This is a genomic window from Pseudomonas sp. MWU12-3103b (assembly GCF_023100615.1).
GTDB lineage: Bacteria > Pseudomonadota > Gammaproteobacteria > Pseudomonadales > Pseudomonadaceae > Aquipseudomonas > Aquipseudomonas putida_A.
The window spans coordinates 441,303-462,706 of sequence record NZ_JALMEY010000001.1 but is presented as its reverse complement, the minus strand read 5'-3'; the positions used below and the strand labels follow the sequence as shown (position 1 = coordinate 462,706).

Sequence of the window (21,404 nt, the reverse complement as noted above, 5' to 3'; positions counted from 1 at the left end):
CTCAAATGCTCCAGCGAGCACTCAATAAACGTTCATTCAACAGGCCCGGCTCCAGCGGTTTCGGCCGGCGAGCCATGGCACTGACAAACTGATCCAGCGCTTCATGCAGCCGCTGTTCCAGCGCTGGCGCCAGTTGCGCCTGGGCGCTGCCTTCGCCGTAAGCGATCTGGCTGTCCTCGGCAAAAATCCCTTGAAGCATTTCCTGGGCCTTCAATGCCGACAGCACAGGCTTGAGCGCGTAATCGACCACCAGCATGTGGGCGATGCTGCCGCCGGTGGCCATCGGCAGAACAATCTTGTGGTTCAAGGCGCGTTCGGGCAGCAGATCGAGTACGGTCTTCAGCGCCCCGGAAAACGACGCCTTGTACACCGGCGTGGCGATCAGCAGACCGTCAGCGTTTTCAATCTGCGCCAGCAGGTCGAGCACCTTCGGGCTGTCGAAGCGGGCGTGGAGCAAATCTTCGGCCGGGAAGTCCCGCACCTGATAACTCACCACTTCCACCCCTTGCGCCTGCAACCAGCGTTGCGAGCGCTCAAGCAACACTCCTGAGCGGGAGCGCTGGCTAGGACTGCCACCGAGTGAGACGACCAGCATTGAGACAATTCCTTAAGCGTTACAGGCGATTCGCGGGTTGCGATCTCGCTTCGATGGGAGTGACCTTACCAGCTGATTTATATATCCATAAATCATATTTATTCATTTGGTTATGCGTTTAAGAGATATGCGATTTGCTTTGTTCCGGGCAAAAAAACAGGCCGTGAAAACGGCCTGAAATCCCCTGCTTTGTGGTTCTGGATTTTGTGTCGGCTTGGCCGACGCCTTCGCGAGCAAGCCCGCTCCCACAGGGGAACGCATTCCAAATGTGGGAGCGGGCTTGCTCGCGAAGGCGGCGGTAGCTACAGCCCAAATTTCACTGATTCACTTGTTCGGCTGCGGCGTCAGGCGCAGGTATGGTTTCACCGCGCGATAGCCTTTGGGGAAGCGCCGCTTGATCTCTTCCACGTCCTTGAGCGACGGCACGATCACCACCTCTTCACCGTCCTGCCAGTTGGCCGGAGTTGCCACCTTGTAGTTGTCGGTGAGCTGCAGCGAATCGATCACCCGCAGGATCTCGTGGAAGTTGCGCCCGGTGCTCGCCGGGTAGGTGATGGTCAGGCGGATCTTCTTGTTCGGATCGATGACGAACAGCGAACGCACGGTCAGCGTGTCGTTGGCGTTGGGGTGGATCAGGTCGTAAAGGTCGGAAACCTTGCGGTCGGCATCGGCCAGGATCGGGAAGTTGACGATCGTGTTCTGGGTTTCGTTGATGTCTTCGATCCACCTGTGGTGCGAGTCCACCGGGTCGACCGACAGCGCGATGGCTTTCACGCCGCGCTTGGCGAACTCATCCTTTAGCTTGGCGGTGAAGCCCAGCTCGGTGGTGCATACCGGGGTGAAGTCGGCCGGGTGGGAGAAGAGCACGCCCCAGCTATCGCCCAGCCACTCGTGGAAACGAATCTTGCCGGCGCTGGAATCCTGTTCGAAGTCGGGGGCGATGTCGCCGAGTCTGAGGCTCATGGTGCTGCTCCTGATGAGTTATTGGAGAACTCAACTGTAGCTCGGGATTCGACATCATGAAAAAGAATAAATAAATAGATATCTAGAATCTAAAGGAATATTAAATATCGTTCACTGGACGCTCACCGGCATCGCGACGAACATCGCCCTCAAGGTTCGAGAAGGCCTTGAGTAGCTGCAAAAGAGGGGAATTTCGGGCCAGGCTTACGGGGGTGAGCCCTGACCCGAAAATGCAAAAGCCCCGTCCGGCGCGATGCCGGACGGGGCTTTTTTTACATCAACAGCTTGAACGCGCTATTACAGCAGCGGGATCGAGTAGCTGACGATCAGGCGGTTTTCGTCCTGGTCGCGTTGACCTGGGATGTCGTTGCGCCAGGTAGCGTTTTTCCACATGAAGCCCAGGTTCTTGGCCGGGCCTTCAGGAATAACGTAACCGATGGTCAGATCGCGTTCCCACTCGGAAGCACCGGTACCGTTCTCACGACGGTTGGAGCCAACGGTGTCGATATCATCGCCACGCAGGTAGACCAAACCGGCGGTCAAGCCAGGCAGGCCGACTTTGGCGAAGTCATACGAGTAGCGTGCTTGCCAGGTTTTCTCGCCGGCACGACCGAACTTCTGGATCTGCATGTCGGTGATGGTGTAGTTCGACGAACCGTCGCCCTGGTTCAGCCAAGGGAAGTCGGAGCTGCCGTTGGAAACCTGGTAGCCGCCACCGAAGGTGTGGCCTTCAACGGTGTACAGGAACAGGCCGCTGTACAGATTGTTGTCGATCGGACCTTTGCCGCTGACGTTGCCGACGTAGTTACCGTTGCCGAAGTAGGCTGCGGTGTTGCCATTGGCGCCGTCGTCGCTGCTGTGGAAGTAGCGGAAGTCAGACTTCAGCACGCCCGGGCCGATTGCCCAGTTGTGAACCAGACCCAGGAAGTGTTGCTTGTAGAAGTCTTCCAGGTTGCCGTAGTAGTACTGGGCAGTCAGGTCCTTGGTGATTTTGTAGTCACCACCGGCGTAGTAGAACTTGTTGCTGTTGGCAACGCGAGCGTTCGCACCACCAACGGACAGGTTCTCGTTGTTGCTGGAGTTACGACCTTTCACTGCTTCGATCTGACCAGCGACCAGGGTCAGGTCCTTGATCTCGCCGGAAGTGATCTGGCCACCCTGCCAGGTTTGTGGCAGCAGACGACCGTCGTTTGTCACGATGACCGGGTTCTTCGGCTGCAGGGTACCCAGCTTCAGTTCGGTCTGGGAGATCTTGGCCTTGGCGGTCAGGCCCAGGCTCGAAAAGTTATCAACAGCTTCGCCGTTGGACTTGCTCGGGAACACAGTGCCACCGTAGGAAGTCGAGGTTGCACCGTTGGTGCCGCCGCCCGAATCCAGGCGCACGCCCAGCAGGCCGATGGCGTCGATACCGAAGCCTACGGTGCCTTGGGTGTAACCGGAGATGAAACGCAGATCGAAGCCTTGGCCCCATTCTTCGTTCTTGTTCTGCGCGCCAGCCGCTTTGGTGCCGGAGTCACGGTTGTCAGTGTTGATGTAGAAGTTGCGCAAGCCCAGAGTGGCCTTGCTGTCTTCGATGAAACCGGCGGCGCCTGCCTGCTGCGCCATAACCCCTACGGCCACAGCCAGGGCCAAGGTGGACTTGTTCATGTAAAGCTCCTCTCGTTTCTAATTCTTGTGTTCCTGGCCCGGGGTCTGATGCCCTGGATCCTAAGATGCGCGATTAGCGCCAGACCGTGACTGACAAGTCAATCGTAACCTTGTGTGTCTACGACCAAGGTCTAATCGCAGTGATTTGGTCCGTGCAGAGTAAAGATTTCCTGATAAACCCAAAAAGAATTTATTCATTCTTTTTCATATCATTCGGGAATATGGCCACTATCTAGCCATCTTCGCCCGGATACAACGTATCGGCGACTAAGCTCATTCCTAAATGGTATTTGTTAGCCTTTTTTTATATCGATTAGCTTTGGCGCAACCCCAATTCGTCAAACCCTATCGAAAAGGCGACGCCATGATGGCTAAACGCGCACTATCTAGTCAATTTGTTACAGTTTGTGTGTCGACGCTGATTTGTTTTTCCGCGCAGGCTGCCAACCTCACCATCGGTTATCAAACCGGGATCGACCCCAGCAAAGTCCCCCAGGCCGACGGCACTTACGAAACAACCATCGGCCAGAAGATCGACTGGCGACGCTTCAATAGTGGCCCGGAAGTTGTGACAGCCATTGCCTCCGGCGATGTGCAGATCGGCAACCTCGGCTCCAGCCCTCTGGCCGCGGCCGCTTCACGCAATCTGCCGATCGTCGCCTTCATTGTTTCAGCGCAGATCAATGCCGCCGAGGCCTTGGTGGTGCGTAATGGCAGCGGCATCAATAGCCCGCAGGATCTGGTCGGCAAGACCATCGCCACGCCCTTCGTTTCCACGTCCCATTACAGCCTGCTCGGCGCACTCAAGCACTGGGGCCTGGACACCTCGAAAGTCAAAGTGGTGAACCTGCAACCGGCGGAAATCGCCGCAGCCTGGAAGCGTGGGGATATCGATGGCGCGTTTGTCTGGTCGCCAGCACTGGGTGAAATCCGCAAGACCGGCAAGACCCTGACCGATGCCGCTCAAGTCGGCCAGTGGGGCGCACCGACCTTCGAAGTCTGGGTCGCGCGCAAGGACTACGCCGAGAAACATCCTGAGGTGGTAGCCAAATTTGCCAAGGTCACTCTAGACGCGTTTGCCGATTACGCCAGCCATAAAGACAGCTGGACGGCCGACTCGGCGCCGGTACAGAAAATCGCCAAATTGACCGGTGCCAACGCCGCCGACGTGCCGGAATTGCTCGCCGGTTCGGCGTTCCCTGATGCCAAGGCGCAGCAATCAACTGCACTGCTGGAAGGCGGTACGGCGAAGGCGATTGGTGAGACGGCGAAGTTTTTGAAGGAACAAGGCAAGGTCGAGACGGTGCTGCCGGACTACTCGCCGTACGTCAGTGCGAAGTTTGTAACCGAAAACAATTGAATAGGTGGCGAGGGGATTCATCCCCGATGGACTGCGCAGCAGTCCCCTGCTTTTGGTGAAGCGGGGCCGCTGCGCGGCCCATCGGGGATGAATCCCCTCACCACAAGAATCCCTCGGTATCTTCAGAGGGTCTTTTCGAAGATCTTCGAGTTACGCTGATAGTTGTACAGCGACGCCCGCGCCGCCGGTAGACGCTCGACACTGCTAGGTTCGAACCCGCGCTCGCGGAACCAGTGCGCCGTGCGGGTGGTGAGGACGAACAGGGTTTTCAACCCTTGCGCCCGGGCACGGGTCTCGATGCGCTCCAGCAGCTCATCGCCGCGACCACCGTGGCGATACTCCGGATTCACCGCCAGGCACGCCAGCTCACCGGCATCCGAATCGGCAATCTGGTACAACGCCGCACAGGCGATGATCATGCCTTCACGCTCGACCACGCTGAACTGCTCGATCTCGCGCTCCAGCACCTCGCGCGAACGACGTACCAGAATCCCCTGCTCTTCCAGCGGACTGATCAAATCGAGCAAACCACCGACGTCTTCAATCGCCGCCTCGCGCACCAGCTCGAATTGCTCCTGAGCGACCAGCGTACCGCCACCGTCGCGGGTGAACAGTTCGGTCAGCAGCGCGCCGTCTTCGGCGTAGCTGACGATATGGCTGCGCGCGACACCGCCACGGCAAGCCTCGGCAGCAGCATCCAGCAGTTCCGCCTGATAGTTGTTGCCCAGACGCGCCAGATGCGCAGGCACCTGTTGCGGACGCAGTTCGCGCACCAGTTTGCCGTTCTCGTCGATCAGACCGAGGTCGGCGCCGAACAGCAGCAGCTTGTCGGCACCGAGGTCGATGGCGGCGCGGGTGGCGACGTCTTCGCAGGCTAGGTTGAAGATTTCCCCGGTCGGCGAGTAGCCCAGCGGCGACAGCAACACGATCGAACGCTCGTCGAGCAGACGATTGATGCCTTTGCGATCGACCCGGCGCACTTCACCGGTGTGGTGATAGTCGACACCTTCAAGCACACCGATCGGCCGGGCGGTAACGAGGTTGCCGCTGGCCACCCGCAGGCGCGAGCCCTGCATCGGCGACGAGGCCATGTCCATCGACAGCCGCGCTTCGATAGCGATACGCAGCTGACCGACCGCGTCGATCACGCACTCCAGCGTCGCCGCATCAGTGATGCGCATGCCGTGGTGGTAGTGCGGGGTCAGGCCGCGCGCAGCGAGGCGGGTTTCAATCTGCGGGCGCGAACCGTGGACCAGCACCAGGCGCACGCCGAGGCTGTGCAACAGCACCAGGTCGTGGACGATGTTGCCGAAGTTCGGATGCTCCACGCCGTCGCCGGGCAGCATGACGACGAAGGTGCAGTCGCGGTGGGCATTGATGTAAGGGGACGCGTGACGAAGCCAATTGACGTATTCGGGCATGAACCTGGGCCTGTAATAAATAGCAGCCGGAAATAAGGGCGAAACGGAAAACGCACAGCGGGCTGATGGTTATCGTCGGAACAGGCTTGGCGACACGCGCGCTCTCCTCATGAATACGGGTTGGGGTGCTGGCAATTTACAGCGTTTGGTCTGACAAAACACCGTCCCCCCTGTGGGAGCGGGCTTGCTCGCGAAAGCGGTGAGTCAGTCGACATCGATGTACCTGATACAGCGCTTTCGCGAGCAAGCCCGCTCCCACAGGTGGACATCATCGTTTGTCCGGGTTCAGGCAGTAATGTTCAATCAACTGCCGCAATAGCTGCACGGTAGGCTGCAAACGTGACATTTCAAGGTATTCGCCGGGCTGGTGTGCACAGGCGATGTCGCCAGGGCCGAGCACGATGGTTTCGCAGCCAAGGCGCTGAAGATAAGGCGCTTCGGTGCCGAACGCTACTGCTTCGGCACTGTGGCCGGTGAGCTTTTCAGCAATGCGCACCAATTCGGCGTCTTCGGCCTGCTCGAATGGCGGCACTTCCGGGAACAACGGCTGATAGTCGATCTTCACCTGATGACGTTCCGCAACCGGATTGAGCTTGCGCAGAATCTCCGCACGCAGGACTTTCGGGTCCATGCCCGGCAACGGGCGCAGATCGAACTCCAGCGAACACTGGCCGCAGATGCGATTCGGATTGTCGCCGCCATGAATACAGCCGAAGTTCATAGTCGGCTGTGGAACGCTGAACTGCGGGTTGTTGAATTCACGCTGCCATAGCAGACGCAAACCGCGCAGCTCGCCAATGGCATCGTGCATCGCTTCGAGGGCGCTGTGGCCCAGGCGCGGATCCGACGAATGGCCGCTCTGCCCGAGGATATCGATGCGCTCCATCATGATGCCCTTGTGCATGCGGATCGGTTTGAGCCCGGTCGGCTCGCCGATCACCGCCGCACGGCCCAGTGGCTTGCCGGCCTCGGCCAGCGCGCGGGCACCGGACATCGAGCTCTCTTCATCGCAGGTGGCGAGGATCAGCAGCGGTTGCTTGAACGGCTGGTCGAGCAGCGGCTGCACGGCCTCGATGATCAGCGCGAAAAAACCCTTCATGTCGCAACTGCCCAGCCCGACCCAGCGGCCATCGACTTCGGTGAGTTTCAGCGGATCGGTCTGCCACAGCGCATCGTCGTACGGCACCGTGTCGCTGTGCCCGGCCAGCACCAGACCGCCGGGCCCGCTGCCAAAACTGGCGAGCAGGTTGAATTTGCCGGGGCTGACCTGCTGGATATCGCAGCTGAAGCCCAGATCCCCCAGCCAGCCGGCAAGCAAGTCGATCACCGCCCGGTTGGACTGATCCAGGCTCGGTTGGGTGCAACTGACCGACGGTGCGGCGATCAGTGCAGCGAACTGGTCTTGCATGGATGGCAAAGGCATCGCTGACTCCAACTCCCGATTTGAAGTCCATCATAGAGCCATCCGGCGCTCGGAATAAACCGCCGCAGGGCGTAGGACGGATCAGTCCTGTACACTGCACGGCCTTGGCAGCCACACATTCCCCCGGCTGCGCTCCCGATCCTGGATTTTCCGGCCATGCAGAAAGAAACCGAAATCAAACTCCGCGTCAGCCGCGAAACCCTCGCTGCCCTGCGCGAGCACCCGCTACTGAAAAAACGCAACAAAAATGGCTGGGAACGCCGTGAGTTGATGAACCAGTACTTCGACACCCCCGAGCGCGATCTGGCTCAGGCCAAAGTCGCCCTGCGCCTGCGCAAGGACGGTGACGAAGTGATTCAGACCCTCAAGACCCGCGGCCAGAGCGTGGCCGGTCTGTCCGAGCGTAACGAGTACGACTGGAAATTGCCCAAAGCCAAGCTCGACGTGAAGAAACTCGACGGCGAATGCTGGCCCGAGTCGCTGGCCGAGCTGGACAAGAAAACCCTGAAGCCGATCTTCACCACCGATTTCGTCCGCGAGCGCGCGGAAATCGCCTGGGGCCGCGGCAAGGCCAAAGTGGTGATCGAAGCCGCGCTGGACCTCGGTCACGTGGTGGTCGGCAAACAGAAAGAAGAAATCTGCGAGCTGGAACTGGAACTGCGCGAAGGTGAGCCTGCCGCGTTGCTGGAACTGGCCGCCGAACTGGCCGAAACCCTGGCCCTGATGCCGTGCGACATCAGCAAGGCCGAGCGCGGCTACCGTCTGTACGACGCCAACAGCTACTCGCTGAGCCTGCCGGCGCCGCAATTGACGCCGGAAACCCAACTCGACGACGCCTTCGCCGCACTGGCCTGGCACTTGCTCGGCAGCAGCCAGCGACTGGCCGAACAATATCGCTTCAACGGCCACTGGCGCCTGCTGCAGGACTGGGTCGAGAACCTCGCGGAAATGCGCGCCCTGCTCAGCAGCCTCGGCCAGGCCGCACCGCGTCCGGCCACCCACGACCTGCGCGTGGCGCTGGATGCACTGCTGGAAGACTGGCGCCCACTGGTTCAGGTCGGTATCGAAGACGAAGACGTACGCAAGGCGGCGCCGGAGCAATTCCTTGAAGAACTGGAAGACCCGCGCTGGGGCCTGTTTTCGCTGACTGTTTCGCGCTGGCTGCTGGCCCGCACCTGGGCCGCCGAGCGCAACACTCGCGGCAATCGTCAGGGCGCCGCGCAACTGCACAGCTGGCTGCCGCGCATGCTCGGCGAAGAAGCCACGTCCCTGCAACTGCAGCGCTATCAGCAGCAGCCGGAAGATCTGGCCGAGCAACTGCCGCGCATCGAACGCATCCAGGTCTGGCTGCACCACGCGCGTAACGTGCTGGAGATCGCGGAAATGGATCGCCTGTACGGCGAGCTGAACAAACTGGCGCAACTGGCCAACGAGCCGACGATCACTGACGAACTGCTCGATGCGCGCAAGCAGCAGGCGATTGCGGTTTATCAGAATCGTGCGTGGAAAATGCTGCTGCGCATGTGATGCTCAGCAACACCTGAAAACTGTGGCGAGGGAGCTTGCTCCCGCTGGAGGCCGAAGGACTCCCAATTCCTGCAATTGCAGATTTTGGTGCCGCTTCGCGGCCCATCGGGGATAAATCCCCTCGCCACAAAAGGATCAGCGCAAGACTGGCAAACTGGTTGTCGACTTGATCTCCGACAGCGCCACAATCGAGTTCACCTCCTGAATCCCTGGCACCAGCGACAGCTTTTCGAAGAAGAACCGCTCATACGCCTCGATGTCCGCCGCGACAATCCGCAACAAAAAATCCACCGCACCCATCAGCACATAACACTCCAGCACTTCCGGAAAGCCGCGAATCGCCTCGGTGAATTCGGTGAAGTTCGAACGCCCGTGGGCGTTGAGTTTGATCTCGGCGAAGATCTGCGTGTTCAGGCCGATCTTCTTGCGATCAAGCAAGGTCACCTGACCGCGAATGATCCCCTCCTCCTTCATCCGCTGAATCCGCCGCCAGCACGGCGACTGCGACAGTCCCACCTGCTCGGCGATCTGCGCGCTGGACAGTGACGCGTCCTCTTGCAGCAAGGCGAGAATCCGCCGGTCGTAGCTGTCCAGCTCGCTGTGCATAATCAATCCTCAAAATGATAATTTTCCGAATTACTCATGCCGAGCAATCCGCGAATTCGCTCATCTTAGACAAGAAATGCCCGGCATCGAATGTAAAAATTCCTCCACTGACTCTGGAGACCGGACATGCCTCACCTCGAAGCCGTGAATACCCCCGCGCCCCGCGCCGATGTGTGGAACGTCAACAATGCCCACTGCTGCGCGCGTTATCAGTTGCTTGCCGAGGCCGAGCCGGATCTGCTGGTGCGGGTGCTGAATCTATTTGCGCTGCAATTCCTCACGCCGCAACAGGTCCACGTCGAGCGGCTCGACGATCTGCTGTCGATCGATATCGTCATTGATGGTCTGAGCTGGCATCGCGCGCAGGTGATTGCGGAAAAACTTCGTAACCTGATCAGCGTCTGCTCGGTGAACCTGCAAGACGCCGACACGGCGTGGGCTGCGCCGGCCCAGGCGTCCGGCTGACAAATCCGGCAACGGCTTTGTCGGGTAGTGGCCCAACGGTCGGCGGGGCCACGACTATCCTTTGCGCACAGTCGTTCAAAAGGAGCCCGCATGTCCGTTCAACTCGCCACTCAGGACCGCTGGCTGGATCTCAACGATGTGTTGCGTGAGCTGGTCGCCCAAGGCTTTATCAGCCAGGACTCGGCGGAGCAGGCGCTCAACGCCCGGCGCCGCCACGCGACCCACGGCCAGCAACATCCGCTGGAGTTCATCGCCAGCCAGCAACTGGATGACCTCAGCCGTCCAGGCAAACATCTGGACCTGGAAAGCCTGACCCTGTGGCTGGCGCAGCAGGCCGGCCAGCCGTACATGCGCATCGACCCGTTGAAGATCAACGTTGCGGCGATCACCCCGCTGATGTCCTACGCCTTTGCCCAACGGCACAAGATTCTTGCGGTGGCGGTCGACCGCGATGCGGTGGTCGTGGCCAGCGCCCAGCCCTACGTCACCGGTTGGGAGGCTGACCTGACCCATGTGCTGAAGCTGCCGATCAAACGGGTCGTCGCCAACCCGGTGGATATCCAGCGCTTCAGCGTCGAGTTCTTCCGCCTCGCCAAATCGGTCAGCGGCGCCAACAACGCCGATCAGCAAAACGGCAACCTCAGCAACTTCGAACAACTGCTCAACCTCGGCGCCAGTGATCAGGAACCGGACGCCAACGACGCGCACATCGTCAACATCGTCGACTGGCTGTTCCAGTACGCCTTCCAGCAACGCGCCAGCGATATCCACATCGAACCGCGCCGCGAACAGGGCACCGTGCGTTTCCGCATTGATGGCGTGCTGCACAACGTCTATCAATTCCCGCCGCAGGTGACCATGGCGATCGTCAGTCGCCTGAAAAGCCTCGGGCGGATGAACGTCGCCGAGAAGCGCAAACCCCAGGACGGCCGTGTCAAGACCAAGACCCCGGACGGTGGCGAGGTGGAGCTGCGGCTCTCGACGTTGCCCACCGCGTTTGGCGAAAAAATGGTCATGCGCATTTTTGACCCGGAAGTGCTGCTCAAGGACTTCGATCAGTTGGGCTTTTCCGCCGACGACCTGCGCCGCTGGCAGGACATGACCCGCCAGCCTAACGGCATCATTCTGGTCACCGGGCCGACCGGTTCGGGCAAGACCACCACGCTCTACACCACGCTGAAGAAACTGGCGACGCCGGAGATCAACCTCTGCACCATCGAAGACCCGATCGAAATGGTCGAGCCGGCGTTCAACCAGATGCAGGTGCAGCACAACATCGACCTGAGCTTCGCCGCAGGCGTGCGCGCGCTGATGCGGCAAGACCCGGACATTATCATGATCGGCGAGATCCGTGACCTGGAAACCGCAGAAATGGCAATTCAGGCGGCACTCACCGGCCACCTGGTGCTGTCGACCCTGCACACCAACGATGCCCCCAGCGCGATCAGTCGGCTATTGGAACTCGGCGTGCCGCACTATCTGATTAAAGCCACGGTGCTCGGGGTCATGGCCCAGCGTCTGGTGCGCACCCTGTGCCCGCACTGCAAGGCGCCGCTGACGCTGGAAGAGGAAGACTGGCAAACCCTGACCCGGCCCTGGCAGGCGCCGCTGCCGGGCAATGCGCAACGCGCTATCGGTTGCCTGGAGTGTCGCGACACCGGTTATCGCGGACGCGCCGGGGTCTACGAAATCATGCAGTTGAGCGATAGCCTCAAAGCGCTCATCACCCCGGACACCGACCTCACCGCCATCCGCCGGCAAGCCTTCAAGGAAGGCATGCGCAGCCTGCGCCTGTCGGGTGCGCAGAAGGTCGCGGCGGGGCTGACCACCCTCGAAGAAGTGCTGCGGGTGACACCGCAGAGCGAGCAGAAATAGGCCACTACGGAACCGGATTGGCGAATCGTTATCCAACGCCGTAGTTAACCCCCAGGAGTCACTCAATCATGCGTCTCAAACTTGCTGTCGCCACCATTGCCTTGCTGTCCCTTCCCGTTGGTTCAGCGATGGCCGACAGCTTTTGGCGTAACGTCATTTCGTCCGGCGCCACCACCGGTTCGACCTACCTGACCTTCAAGGATCACAAGCTGATCGTTGCCGCACAGGACGATGCCGGCAGCTTCGTTGCCAGCGATGGCGGCATCCGTGGGCCGTACCTGGAAGCAGCGATGCAGAAAGTCCGCGCCGACAATCCGGGCCTGCAGGCCACGGACATGGAACTGGCGAATGCGATTCTGGCGAAGAACGCAGTGGCCTCCGAGTAAGCCAGGCGCCAACAAAAATGCCGCTCGATCGAGCGGCATTTTTTTGCCCGTAATGTCGAATTCACCACGACCCCCTGTGGGAGCGGGCTTGCTCGCGAAGGCGGTGGGTCAGACGCATCCATTTTTCTGACACGACGCCTTCGCGAGCAAGCCCGCTCCCACTATGGCTCTGCGTGTTGCCTGAAGATCAGCGGTAATCGTCTACCGGGACGCAGGCACAAAACAGATTGCGATCCCCATAAACGTTATCCACCCGATTCACCGCCGGCCAATACTTGTGCGCCTTGGTGTGCGCATCCGGGGTGATCCCCTGCTCGATGCTGTAAGGCCGCTCCCACACTCCGGTGACATCCGCCAGGGTATGCGGCGCGCGCTTGAGCGGGTTGTCCTCCGCCGGCCAGTTGCCGTTCTGCACTTCGGTGATTTCCGCGCGGATGCTCAGCATCGCGCCGATGAAACGATCGAGTTCGGCCTTGGACTCGCTCTCGGTCGGCTCGACCATCAACGTCCCTGGCACCGGGAAGGACATGGTCGGCGCATGGAAGCCGTAGTCCATCAGACGCTTGGCGACATCTTCTTCGCTGATCCCGGTCTGTGCCTTCAACGGCCGCAGATCAAGAATGCACTCATGGGCCACCCGCCCGTTGCGCCCGGTGTAGAGCACCGGGAATGCGCCGGATAAATGCTGCGCCAGATAGTTCGCCGCGAGGATCGCCACTTCGCTGGCATCCGCCAGTTGCGGCCCCATCATCGCGATGTACATCCAGCTGATCGGCAAAATGCTCGCACTGCCCCACGGCGCCGCGCTGACTGCGCCGTTCTGTGGCAAAGGGCCGTCAATCGGCACCACCGGGTGATTGGCAACGAACGGCGCCAGATGCGCGCGAATACCGATCGGCCCCATGCCCGGCCCGCCACCGCCGTGGGGAATGCAGAAAGTCTTGTGCAGGTTCATGTGCGACACGTCGGCGCCGATGTCCGCCGGCCGCGCCAGCCCGACCTGCGCATTGAGGTTCGCGCCATCCATGTACACCTGACCACCATGCTTGTGGATAACTTCGCAGATTTCGCTGATGCCCTCCTCGTACACACCATGGGTCGACGGATAGGTCGCCATCAGGCACGACAACTTGTCCCCCGCCTCGGCAGCCTTGGTTTTCAGGTCGTCCAGATCGACGTTGCCGGCCTCGTCGCACTCGACGATCACCACGCGCATCCCGGCCATCTGCGCCGAGGCCGGGTTGGTGCCGTGAGCCGAGGACGGGATCAGGCAAATGTCCCGCCCGCCCTGCTGCCGGCTCTCGTGATATTTGCGAATCGCCAGCAGCCCGGCGTACTCGCCCTGAGCGCCGGAGTTGGGCTGCATGCAAATCGCATCGAACCCGGTGATCGCGCACAACCAACGCTCCAGTTCTTCGATCATCAAGGTGTAACCGAGCGCCTGTTCCCGTGGCGCGAACGGGTGCAGATTGGCGAACTGCGGCCAGGTGATCGGGATCATCTCGCTGGTGGCGTTGAGTTTCATGGTGCAGGAGCCCAACGGGATCATCGACTGGTTGAGCGCCAGATCCTTGTTCTCCAGTTGCTTGAGGTAGCGCAGCATCTCGGTTTCGCTGTGATGCGCGTTGAACACCGGGTGGCGCAGGTACGGCGTGTTGCGCTGCAGGTGGTCGGGAATGCCGGAAACCAGTGCTTCTGCGTCAATGTCGTCGACGTTCAAACCATGATCGGCACCGAGCAGCACGTCGAACAGTTTGGCCACCGTGTTTTCATCGCAAGTCTCGTCGAGGCTCAAGCCGACTCGGCCACGGCCGAGAATCCGCAGGTTGATCTGCGCAGCCTTGGCGCTATCGATGATCGCGCTCTGCGCGCCGCCAACCTCCAGCGTGAGGGTGTCGAAAAACTGTGCGTTGACCCGCGCAATACCATGGCGCTCAAGGCCCGCCGCCAGGATGCAGGTCAAGCGGTGCACGCGCTGGGCGATGCGTTTCAAGCCTTGCGGCCCGTGATACACCGCGTAGCAACTGGCGATGTTGGCCAGCAGCACCTGCGCGGTGCAGATGTTCGAGTTGGCTTTCTCGCGGCGAATATGTTGCTCACGGGTTTGCAGGGCCATGCGCAACGCGACGTTGCCACGACCGTCTTTCGACACGCCGATGATCCGCCCCGGAATCGCCCGTTTGTACTCCTCGCGGCTGGCAAAAAACGCCGCATGCGGGCCACCGTAGCCCATCGGTACGCCAAAGCGCTGGGACGAACCGAACACCACATCCGCACCCAGTTCACCCGGCGGTGTCAGCAGCAACAGGCTCAGCAGATCGGTGGCGACACACGCTAACGCCTGCTGCGCGTGCAACTGATCGATGACCGGACGCAGATCACGGATCTCGCCGTGAGTGTCGGGATACTGCAGCAACGCGCCGAACACCTGATGCTGGTTGAGGTTATCCACAGCGTCGATGATCAGCTCGAAGCCGAAACCTTCGGCGCGGGTCTGCACCACGGAGATGGTTTGCGGATGACAGTTCTCATCGACGAAAAACAGATTGCTCTTCGACTTCGCCACACGCTTGGCCAGGGCCATGGCTTCCGCTGCGGCCGTGGCTTCGTCGAGCAACGAGGCGTTGGCCAGTTCAAGACCGGTGAGGTCGATGGTCAGTTGCTGAAAATTCAGCAACGCTTCGAGACGGCCCTGGGCGATCTCCGGTTGATACGGTGTATAGGCGGTGTACCAGCCAGGATTTTCCAGCACATTGCGCAGGATGACCGTCGGCGTGAGCGTGCCGTGGTAGCCCATGCCGATCAGGCTGGTCCACACCTGATTCTGCTCGGCGTAACCGCGCAGCTTGGCCAGCGCCGCCTGCTCATCAAGGGCCGGCGGCAAGTCCAGCGCCCGATTCAGGCGAATGCCCGGTGGCACCGTCTGCTCGATCAGTTCGACCCGGCTGCCCAGACCGAGGCTGTCGAGCATCGCCTGCTGTTCGGCGGCGTCGGGGCCCAAATGGCGACGCAGGAATGCTTCGGGGTCGCGTAACTGGCTCAAGGATGGCAACTGGGACATGACGGGCTCTCTCTTGGCTGGCGCTCGGCGTCAATGCAACACGGTCAAACCAGCATAGCAGCCGATCCCGACGCGCACGGCTTGGCGGCAGAGGGGGTTCCGGGGCATGCTGTAGCGCCTGCATCAGGCGTCCAACTTTCGGATGATCGAATCCTCATGAGCCAACTGCCGTTCCTGCCGTTTTCCAAACCTGTCATTGATGAAGCCACGATTGCCGCCGTCGGCGATGTGCTGCGCTCCGGCTGGATCACCAGCGGGCCGAAGGTCCAGGCCTTTGAAGCACAACTGTCGGAATACTTCGGCGGGCGCCCGGTGCGTACCTTCAACTCCGGCACCTGCACCATGGAAATCGCCTTGCGCATCGCCGGCATCGGGCCGGGTGACGAAGTGATCACCACGCCGATTTCCTGGGTCGCCACCGCCAACGTGATCCTCGAAGTCGGCGCCACACCAGTGTTTGCCGACATCGATCCGGTGACCCGCAACATCGATCTGGACCAGTTGGAAGCGGCCATCACCCCGCGCACCAAAGCGGTGATTCCGGTGTACCTCGCCGGCCTGCCGGTGGACATGGAACGCTTGTACGCCATCGCCCGCAAACACAACTTGCGCATTGTCGAAGACGCCGCTCAGGCCCTGGGGTCGAGCTGGAACGGCCAGCGCATCGGCGCCACTGGCGATTTCGTGTCGTTCAGCTTTCAGGCGAACAAGAACGTCACCTGCTCCGAGGGCGGCTGCCTGGTGCTGAACACCCCGGAAGAGGCACGGCTGGCGGAGAAGTACCGCTTGCAGGGCGTGACCCGCAACGGCTTTGATGGTCTGGACGTCGATGTGCTCGGTGGCAAGTTCAACATGACCGACATCGCCGCCACCATCGGCCTCGGGCAGTTCGCCCATATCGAGGCGCTGACCGCCCATCGTCAGGAACTGGCCCGGCACTACTTCAAATGTTTTGGCGATGACTTTGAAGCGACCTATGGCGCGCAACTGCCGCCAGCGGATTTCACCCAGAGCAACTGGCACCTGTTCCAGCTGGTCCTGCCGGAGCGCAAGGACGGCTTGCCGGCCCGCGCCACGTTCATGGAGCAGATGCAGGCCAAAGGCATCGGCATCGGCTATCACTACCCGCCGATCCACTTGCTGAGCCTGTACCGCGAGCGCGGGTTCAAGGAAGGCATGTTGCCAGTTGCCGAGCGCGTTGGACGCTTGATCGTGTCATTGCCGATGTTCACCACCATGACCAAGGACGACGTCGAGCGTTCGGTGGCTGCAGTGAAAGCGGTATTGCGCGACGCCTGATCGACGCCTACAAAAAAGCCCCGAGAGATCGGGGCTTTTGCAGTATTACAGTCTGCTTATTCGCCGATGGCAGCCTTGTAGGCAGCAGCGTCCAGCAGCTTGTCCAGCTCGGCCTTGTCGCTTGGCTGGAGCTTGAAGATCCATGCGGCGTACGGATCGTTGTTCAGCTCTTCCGGCGAGTCAGCCAGCGTTTCGTTGACCGCGATCACTTCACCGCCGATCGGGGAGTAGATGTCGGACGCGGCCTTCACCGACTCGACAACACCGGCAGCCTCACCGGCAGCAAACACCTTGCCGACTTCGGCCAGTTCAACGAACACCACATCGCCCAGCGCTTCCTGCGCGTGATCGCTGATGCCCACGGTAACGGTGCCGTCGGCTTCCAGGCGTGCCCATTCATGACTTTCGGCAAAACGCAGTTCAGCGGGGATATTGCTCATGCTCGGTGTCCTCAAGAAAATTGTCAGCGGTCAGGCCCGCCGGAAAAGGTCAGATCAAGGTTTTACCATGGCGCACGAAGGTCGGTTTGACCACTCGTACCGGATACCACTTGCCACGGATTTCCACTTCGGCGCGGTCGGCGGTAGCCATCGGTACACGCGCCAGGGCAATCGATTTGCTTAGCGTAGGAGAGAAACTACCACTGGTGATCTCTCCTTCGCCAACATCGGCGATACGAACCACTTGATGGGCGCGCAAAACACCGCGCTCCTCAAGCACCAGACCCACCAGTTTGTGCGCAACGCCGGCGGCTTTTTCCGCTTCCAGCGCCGAGCGACCGATGAACTGCCGCGAAGCCGGTTCCCAAGCGATGCTCCAAGCCATATTGGACGCCAGCGGCGAGACATCCTGGTGAATGTCCTGGCCGTAGAGGTTCATCCCGGCTTCGACCCGCAACGTGTCGCGGGCGCCGAGGCCGATGGGAGAAATGCCGGCACCGACCAGATCGTTGAAAAATCCCGGCGCCTGCTCGGCCGGCAAGGCGATTTCCAGGCCGTCTTCACCGGTATAACCGGTGCGCGCAATGAACCAGTCGCCATCGACTTCGGCTTCGAACGGTTTGAGGTGCTGGATCAGTGCGGCGCGGGACTGGGTCACCAGTTCGGCAATCTTCTGCCGGGCCTGCGGACCTTGAATGGCGAGCATCGCCAGATCCTGACGCTCGTGCAGATGCACGTCGTAACCGGCGACCTGCGCCTGCATCCACGCCAGATCCTGGTCGCGAGTGGAGGCGTTGAACACCAGACGATAACGGTCTTCGAGGCGATAGACGATCATGTCGTCGACGATGCCGCCACGTTCGTTGAGCATCGTGCTGTAGAGCGCGCGGCCGGGGCGATGCAGGCGTTCGACGTCATTGGCCAGCAAATGCTGCAGCCAGGCCTTGGCCAGGGGGGCGTCAATGTCGATAACGGTCATATGGGAAACATCGAACACCCCGCAATCGCGGCGCACCTCGTGGTGTTCCTCGACCTGCGAGCCGTAATGCAGTGGCATGTCCCAACCGCCAAAATCGACCATCTTCGCGCCGAGGGCGAGATGCAGGTCATACAGAGGCGTACGCTGTCCCATGGGTTTCTCCTTCCGGGCGTGGCGAAGGTGCGGACAGCCGCTGTACGGGATGAAAGCCGCGCAATAGAAGGCTTTCAGCCGATTTCAGCGAACGGGTCTGTCAGACGAACCGCACCGAATGCCGCGCATTGTAGCCGCATGATTCAGGACTGACGACTAAGTGTTTCGGTGCGCCGAGCGGCGGATCAGGCCGATGACCGGTAACAGGCCGACCAACACCAGGGTCAGCGCCGGCAGCGATGCCCGCGCCCATTCCCCTTCACTGGTCATTTCGAAGATCCGCACCGCCAGCGTGTCCCAGCCAAACGGCCGCATCAGCAGGGTCGCGGGCATTTCCTTGAGCACATCGACGAACACCAGCAACGCCGCGCTCAGTATGCCGGGCAGCAACAGCGGCAGATACACTTTGAAAAACAGTCGCGGCCCACTGACACCCAGACTACGTGCCGCTTCGGGCAATGAAGGCCGTATACGCGCCAGACTGTTTTCCAGTGGTCCGTAGGCCACCGCGATAAAGCGCACCAGATAGGCCATCAGCAACGCCGCCAGACTGCCCAGCAGCAATGGTTTGCCGGCGCCGCCGAGCCAGCCCGACAGCGGAATCACCAGTTCGCGGTCGAGATAACTGAACGCCAGCATGATCGACACCGCCAGCACCGAACCCGGCAGCGCATAACCAAGATTGGCCAGACTGACCCCGGAACGGATTGCCCGGGTCGGCGCCAGACGTCGGGCAAACGCCAGCAGCAGCGCGACGCTGACGGTGATCAACGCCGCCATGCCGCCCAGATACAGGGTGTGCAGGATCAGCCCGGCATAACGCTCATCGAGATCGAAGCGCCCGCGCTGCCAGAACCATACGAGCAGTTGCAGCAACGGAATCACGAACGCGCAGGCAAACACCAACGTGCACCAGCCGGTCGCCGCGAACGCCTTGAGCCCGTGCAGCTGATACAACGCCTTGACCCTGGGGCGCTCGTTGCTCGCCCGGTTGGCGCCACGCGCGCGTCGCTCTCCGTACAGCACCAGCATCACCACCAGCAACAACAGGCTCGCCAGTTGTGCCGCGCTCGGCAGGCTGAAGAAGCCGTACCAGGTCTTGTAGATGGCGGTGGTGAAGGTGTCGAAGTTGAACACCGACACCGCGCCGAAATCCGCCAGCGTCTCCATCAGCGCCAGCGCCACACCGGCGCCAATCGCCGGACGCGCCATCGGCAACGCCACCCGCCAGAACGCCTGCCATGGCGATTGCCCGAGTACCCGCGCCGCTTCCATCAGGCCCTTGCCCTGCGCGAGAAACGCGGTGCGCGCCAGCAGGTAGACGTAGGGATAAAACACCAGCACCAGCACCACAATCACCCCGCCGGTGGAGCGCACGCGCGGCAGGCGCAGGCCGCTGCCGAACCACTCACGCAGCAGGGTCTGCACCGGGCCGGCGAAGTCCAGCAGGCCGACGAAGACGAACGCCAGCACGTAGGCCGGGATGGCGAACGGCAGCATCAGCGCCCAGTCGAGCCAGCGCCGTCCGGGGAATTCGCAGAGGCTGGTGAGCCACGCCAGACTGACACCGAGCAGCGTCACACCGACGCCAACGCCGAGCACCAGCGTCAGGGTGTTGCCGAGCAGGCGCGGCATCTGGGTTTCCCACAGGTGCGACCAGATCTGCTGATCGATGGTCTGCCACGACAGCAGCAGGACACTCAGGGGTAGCAGCACCAGCGCAGCGATGGCGAGGACGATGGGGTACCAGCGGCGTTGGGCGGGGTGGGCCACTTTTGGGACTCTGAGGGGTGGTTGGTGGTTCTGATTCAGGTGTTTCAGCTCGAGATTGCTGCCCTCACCCTAACCCTCTCCCGGAGGGAGAGGGGACTGAGCGTGGTGATCTTTCGATTTACGCCGACCTGATACATCGAGCCGAGCTCCGGTCTTGAAAGCCATGGAGATCGGCTCCCTCTCCCCCCGGGAGAGGGCTGGGGTGAGGGCAGCGATCTTGAGCGAACACAGCGACCGGCAAATACTCAGTTCCAGCCCGCCCGATCCATCATCCGGATCGCTTCCGCCTGACGCTTGCCCGCCACTTCCACCGGCAAGGTGTCAGCGACGAACTTGCCCCACGCCGCCACTTCTTCCGAAGGTTTCACTGCCGGGTTGGCCGGGAACTCCTGGTTGACGTCGGCGAAGATCTTCTGCGCTTCAGGTGTGGTCATCCATTCGACCAGCGCCTTGGCTGCTTCCGGGTGCGGTGCATGTTGGGTCAGGCCGATACCGGACAGGTTTACATGCACGCCGCGATCGGCCTGATTCGGCCAGAACAGTTTCACCGGCAGGTCGGGCTTCTGCTTGTGCAAACGACCGTAGTAGTAGGTGTTGACGATGCCGACATCGCACTGCCCGGCGTTGATCGCTTCCAGCACCGCAACGTCGTCGGAGAACACATCGGTGGACAGGTTGTTGACCCAGCCCTTGAGGATCTTCTCGGTCTTCTCGGCGCCGTGCGTTTCGATCATGGTCGCGGTCAGCGACTGGTTGTAGACCTTCTTCGCCGTGCGCAGGCACAGGCGCCCTTCCCAATTCTTGTCGGCCAGCGCTTCGTAGGTGGTCAACTCGCCCGGTTTCACCCGCTCGGTGGAATAGGCGATGGTTCGCGCGCGCAGGCTCAGGCCAGTCCAGGCGTGGCTGGAGGAGCGGTATTGCGCGGGAATGTTGCTGTCGATGGTCTTCGAGGTGAACGGCTGCAGGATGCCCATCTGCTCGGCTTGCCAGAGGTTGCCGGCATCGACGGTGAGCAGCAGGTCGGCGGTGGCGTTTTCGCCTTCGGCCTTGATCCGCTGCATCAGCGGCGCTTCCTTGTCGGTGATGAACTTGATCTTCACCCCGGTTTTCGCGGTGTAGGCGTCGAACACCGGTTTGATCAACTCATCGATACGCGAGGAGTAGACCACCACCTCGTCGGCGGCCTGGGCGGCAGTGCTGCCGATCAGGGTCAGGGCCAGTGCGGTCAGGAGACGCTTGGGTGCCAACATGGGAGTGATCTCTCGGTCGGAAAATGTGGGCCAAATGATAAGGACTCACATTTACCAGCTCAATCGAACACTTGGGCAAGGAGTTACCAGATGTTGCACAAGCTGAAATTCATGGCGTCGGTTCTGGCCCCTTCGCGAGCAAGCCCGCTCCCACCCTTGAAATGCATTCCAATGTGGGAGC

The 21,404-nt window shown here is 61.0% G+C and carries 17 protein-coding genes; 6 read left to right on the top strand and 11 right to left on the bottom strand.

Going from position 1 to position 21,404, the window contains the following annotated elements; genetic code table 11:
* Nucleotide 1: 1 nt before the first annotated feature.
* The 3 genes from ssuE to M0808_RS02115 all read right to left on the bottom strand — a co-directional run bounded on the left by ssuE (nt 2) and on the right by M0808_RS02115 (nt 3,205).
* The gene (ssuE, locus tag M0808_RS02125) at nt 2–595 is read right to left on the bottom strand and encodes an NADPH-dependent FMN reductase (RefSeq protein WP_096797603.1); all 594 of its coding nucleotides are present in this window, start codon (nt 593–595) and stop codon (nt 2–4) included.
* A 324-nt stretch (nt 596–919) separates the two neighbouring features.
* Nucleotides 920–1,558, bottom strand: coding sequence for a peroxiredoxin (locus tag M0808_RS02120; protein ID WP_247839715.1), 639 nt, complete (start codon nt 1,556–1,558; stop codon nt 920–922).
* A 297-nt stretch (nt 1,559–1,855) separates the two neighbouring features.
* Nucleotides 1,856–3,205 carry an OprD family porin gene (locus M0808_RS02115; RefSeq protein ID WP_096797605.1) on the bottom strand — a complete coding sequence of 450 codons (1,350 nt, stop codon included), beginning with the start codon at nt 3,203–3,205 and terminating at the stop codon, nt 1,856–1,858.
* Between the two features lie 364 nt (nt 3,206–3,569).
* On the opposite strand from M0808_RS02115, the gene tauA reads away from it, so the two are divergent.
* The gene (tauA, locus tag M0808_RS02110) at nt 3,570–4,565 is read left to right on the top strand and encodes a taurine ABC transporter substrate-binding protein (RefSeq protein ID WP_247839714.1); all 996 of its coding nucleotides are present in this window, start codon (nt 3,570–3,572) and stop codon (nt 4,563–4,565) included.
* 122 nt (nt 4,566–4,687) lie between these two features.
* On the opposite strand, the gene argA is transcribed toward tauA, so the two are convergent.
* Nucleotides 4,688–5,986, bottom strand: a complete 1,299-nt coding sequence (gene argA / locus M0808_RS02105; protein WP_007967974.1) for an amino-acid N-acetyltransferase — start codon at nt 5,984–5,986, stop codon at nt 4,688–4,690.
* A gap of 268 nt (nt 5,987–6,254) precedes the next feature.
* Nucleotides 6,255–7,409 carry an acetylornithine deacetylase gene (gene argE, locus M0808_RS02100; protein WP_134784915.1) on the bottom strand — a complete coding sequence of 385 codons (1,155 nt, stop codon included), beginning with the start codon at nt 7,407–7,409 and terminating at the stop codon, nt 6,255–6,257.
* Between the two features lie 156 nt (nt 7,410–7,565).
* Here argE and M0808_RS02095 point away from each other — a divergent pair, with 156 nt between their 5' ends.
* The gene (locus M0808_RS02095) at nt 7,566–8,936 is read left to right on the top strand and encodes a CYTH domain-containing protein (RefSeq protein WP_096796143.1); all 1,371 of its coding nucleotides are present in this window, start codon (nt 7,566–7,568) and stop codon (nt 8,934–8,936) included.
* Between the two features lie 135 nt (nt 8,937–9,071).
* On the opposite strand, the gene M0808_RS02090 is transcribed toward M0808_RS02095, so the two are convergent.
* Nucleotides 9,072–9,542 (bottom strand): Lrp/AsnC family transcriptional regulator, encoded by a 471-nt coding sequence (locus M0808_RS02090; protein ID WP_007951785.1) that lies wholly within the window; start codon nt 9,540–9,542, stop codon nt 9,072–9,074.
* A 126-nt stretch (nt 9,543–9,668) separates the two neighbouring features.
* On the opposite strand from M0808_RS02090, the gene M0808_RS02085 reads away from it, so the two are divergent.
* The 3 genes from M0808_RS02085 (at nt 9,669) to M0808_RS02075 (ending at nt 12,268) form a co-directional block, all read left to right on the top strand.
* Nucleotides 9,669–10,007 (top strand): hypothetical protein, encoded by a 339-nt coding sequence (locus tag M0808_RS02085; RefSeq protein WP_096796142.1) that lies wholly within the window; start codon nt 9,669–9,671, stop codon nt 10,005–10,007.
* Nucleotides 10,008–10,097: 90 nt separating this feature from the next.
* The gene (locus M0808_RS02080) at nt 10,098–11,882 is read left to right on the top strand and encodes a type II/IV secretion system protein (RefSeq protein WP_247839712.1); all 1,785 of its coding nucleotides are present in this window, start codon (nt 10,098–10,100) and stop codon (nt 11,880–11,882) included.
* Between the two features lie 65 nt (nt 11,883–11,947).
* On the top strand, nt 11,948–12,268 hold the full coding sequence (locus tag M0808_RS02075; RefSeq protein WP_169857239.1) for a DUF2388 domain-containing protein: 321 nt from the start codon (nt 11,948–11,950) through the stop codon (nt 12,266–12,268).
* A gap of 187 nt (nt 12,269–12,455) precedes the next feature.
* Here M0808_RS02075 and gcvP read toward each other — a convergent pair whose 3' ends face one another.
* Nucleotides 12,456–15,329, bottom strand: a complete 2,874-nt coding sequence (gene gcvP / locus M0808_RS02070) for an aminomethyl-transferring glycine dehydrogenase (protein WP_247839710.1) — start codon at nt 15,327–15,329, stop codon at nt 12,456–12,458.
* Between the two features lie 156 nt (nt 15,330–15,485).
* Here gcvP and M0808_RS02065 point away from each other — a divergent pair, with 156 nt between their 5' ends.
* Nucleotides 15,486–16,628, top strand: coding sequence for a DegT/DnrJ/EryC1/StrS aminotransferase family protein (locus M0808_RS02065; protein ID WP_103519705.1), 1,143 nt, complete (start codon nt 15,486–15,488; stop codon nt 16,626–16,628).
* 56 nt (nt 16,629–16,684) lie between these two features.
* On the opposite strand, the gene gcvH is transcribed toward M0808_RS02065, so the two are convergent.
* From gcvH to M0808_RS02045, 4 genes are all read right to left on the bottom strand, one after another.
* The gene (gene gcvH, locus M0808_RS02060) at nt 16,685–17,068 is read right to left on the bottom strand and encodes a glycine cleavage system protein GcvH (protein WP_098966169.1); all 384 of its coding nucleotides are present in this window, start codon (nt 17,066–17,068) and stop codon (nt 16,685–16,687) included.
* Between the two features lie 49 nt (nt 17,069–17,117).
* Nucleotides 17,118–18,200, bottom strand: coding sequence for a glycine cleavage system aminomethyltransferase GcvT (gene gcvT, locus M0808_RS02055; RefSeq protein ID WP_247839708.1), 1,083 nt, complete (start codon nt 18,198–18,200; stop codon nt 17,118–17,120).
* Between the two features lie 156 nt (nt 18,201–18,356).
* Entirely contained in the window at nt 18,357–19,973 is a 1,617-nt protein-coding gene (locus M0808_RS02050) for an iron ABC transporter permease (protein ID WP_247839706.1), read from the bottom strand.
* 245 nt (nt 19,974–20,218) lie between these two features.
* Nucleotides 20,219–21,223 (bottom strand): extracellular solute-binding protein, encoded by a 1,005-nt coding sequence (locus tag M0808_RS02045; protein WP_247839704.1) that lies wholly within the window; start codon nt 21,221–21,223, stop codon nt 20,219–20,221.
* Nucleotides 21,224–21,404 lie beyond the last annotated feature (181 nt).

Bases quoted from the DNA above. Each gene is read 5' to 3' on its own strand.
- ssuE (WP_096797603.1), bottom strand. From the start codon at position 595: ATGCTGGTCGTCTCACTCGGTGGCAGTCCTAGCCAGCGCTCCCGCTCA.
- M0808_RS02120 (WP_247839715.1), bottom strand. From the start codon at position 1,558: ATGAGCCTCAGACTCGGCGACATCGCCCCCGACTTCGAACAGGATTCC.
- M0808_RS02115 (WP_096797605.1), bottom strand. From the start codon at position 3,205: ATGAACAAGTCCACCTTGGCCCTGGCTGTGGCCGTAGGGGTTATGGCG.
- tauA (WP_247839714.1), top strand. From the start codon at position 3,570: ATGATGGCTAAACGCGCACTATCTAGTCAATTTGTTACAGTTTGTGTG.
- argA (WP_007967974.1), bottom strand. From the start codon at position 5,986: ATGCCCGAATACGTCAATTGGCTTCGTCACGCGTCCCCTTACATCAAT.
- argE (WP_134784915.1), bottom strand. From the start codon at position 7,409: ATGCCTTTGCCATCCATGCAAGACCAGTTCGCTGCACTGATCGCCGCA.
- M0808_RS02095 (WP_096796143.1), top strand. From the start codon at position 7,566: ATGCAGAAAGAAACCGAAATCAAACTCCGCGTCAGCCGCGAAACCCTC.
- M0808_RS02090 (WP_007951785.1), bottom strand. From the start codon at position 9,542: ATGCACAGCGAGCTGGACAGCTACGACCGGCGGATTCTCGCCTTGCTG.
- M0808_RS02085 (WP_096796142.1), top strand. From the start codon at position 9,669: ATGCCTCACCTCGAAGCCGTGAATACCCCCGCGCCCCGCGCCGATGTG.
- M0808_RS02080 (WP_247839712.1), top strand. From the start codon at position 10,098: ATGTCCGTTCAACTCGCCACTCAGGACCGCTGGCTGGATCTCAACGAT.
- gcvP (WP_247839710.1), bottom strand. From the start codon at position 15,329: ATGTCCCAGTTGCCATCCTTGAGCCAGTTACGCGACCCCGAAGCATTC.
- M0808_RS02065 (WP_103519705.1), top strand. From the start codon at position 15,486: ATGAGCCAACTGCCGTTCCTGCCGTTTTCCAAACCTGTCATTGATGAA.
- gcvH (WP_098966169.1), bottom strand. From the start codon at position 17,068: ATGAGCAATATCCCCGCTGAACTGCGTTTTGCCGAAAGTCATGAATGG.
- gcvT (WP_247839708.1), bottom strand. From the start codon at position 18,200: ATGGGACAGCGTACGCCTCTGTATGACCTGCATCTCGCCCTCGGCGCG.
- M0808_RS02045 (WP_247839704.1), bottom strand. From the start codon at position 21,223: ATGTTGGCACCCAAGCGTCTCCTGACCGCACTGGCCCTGACCCTGATC.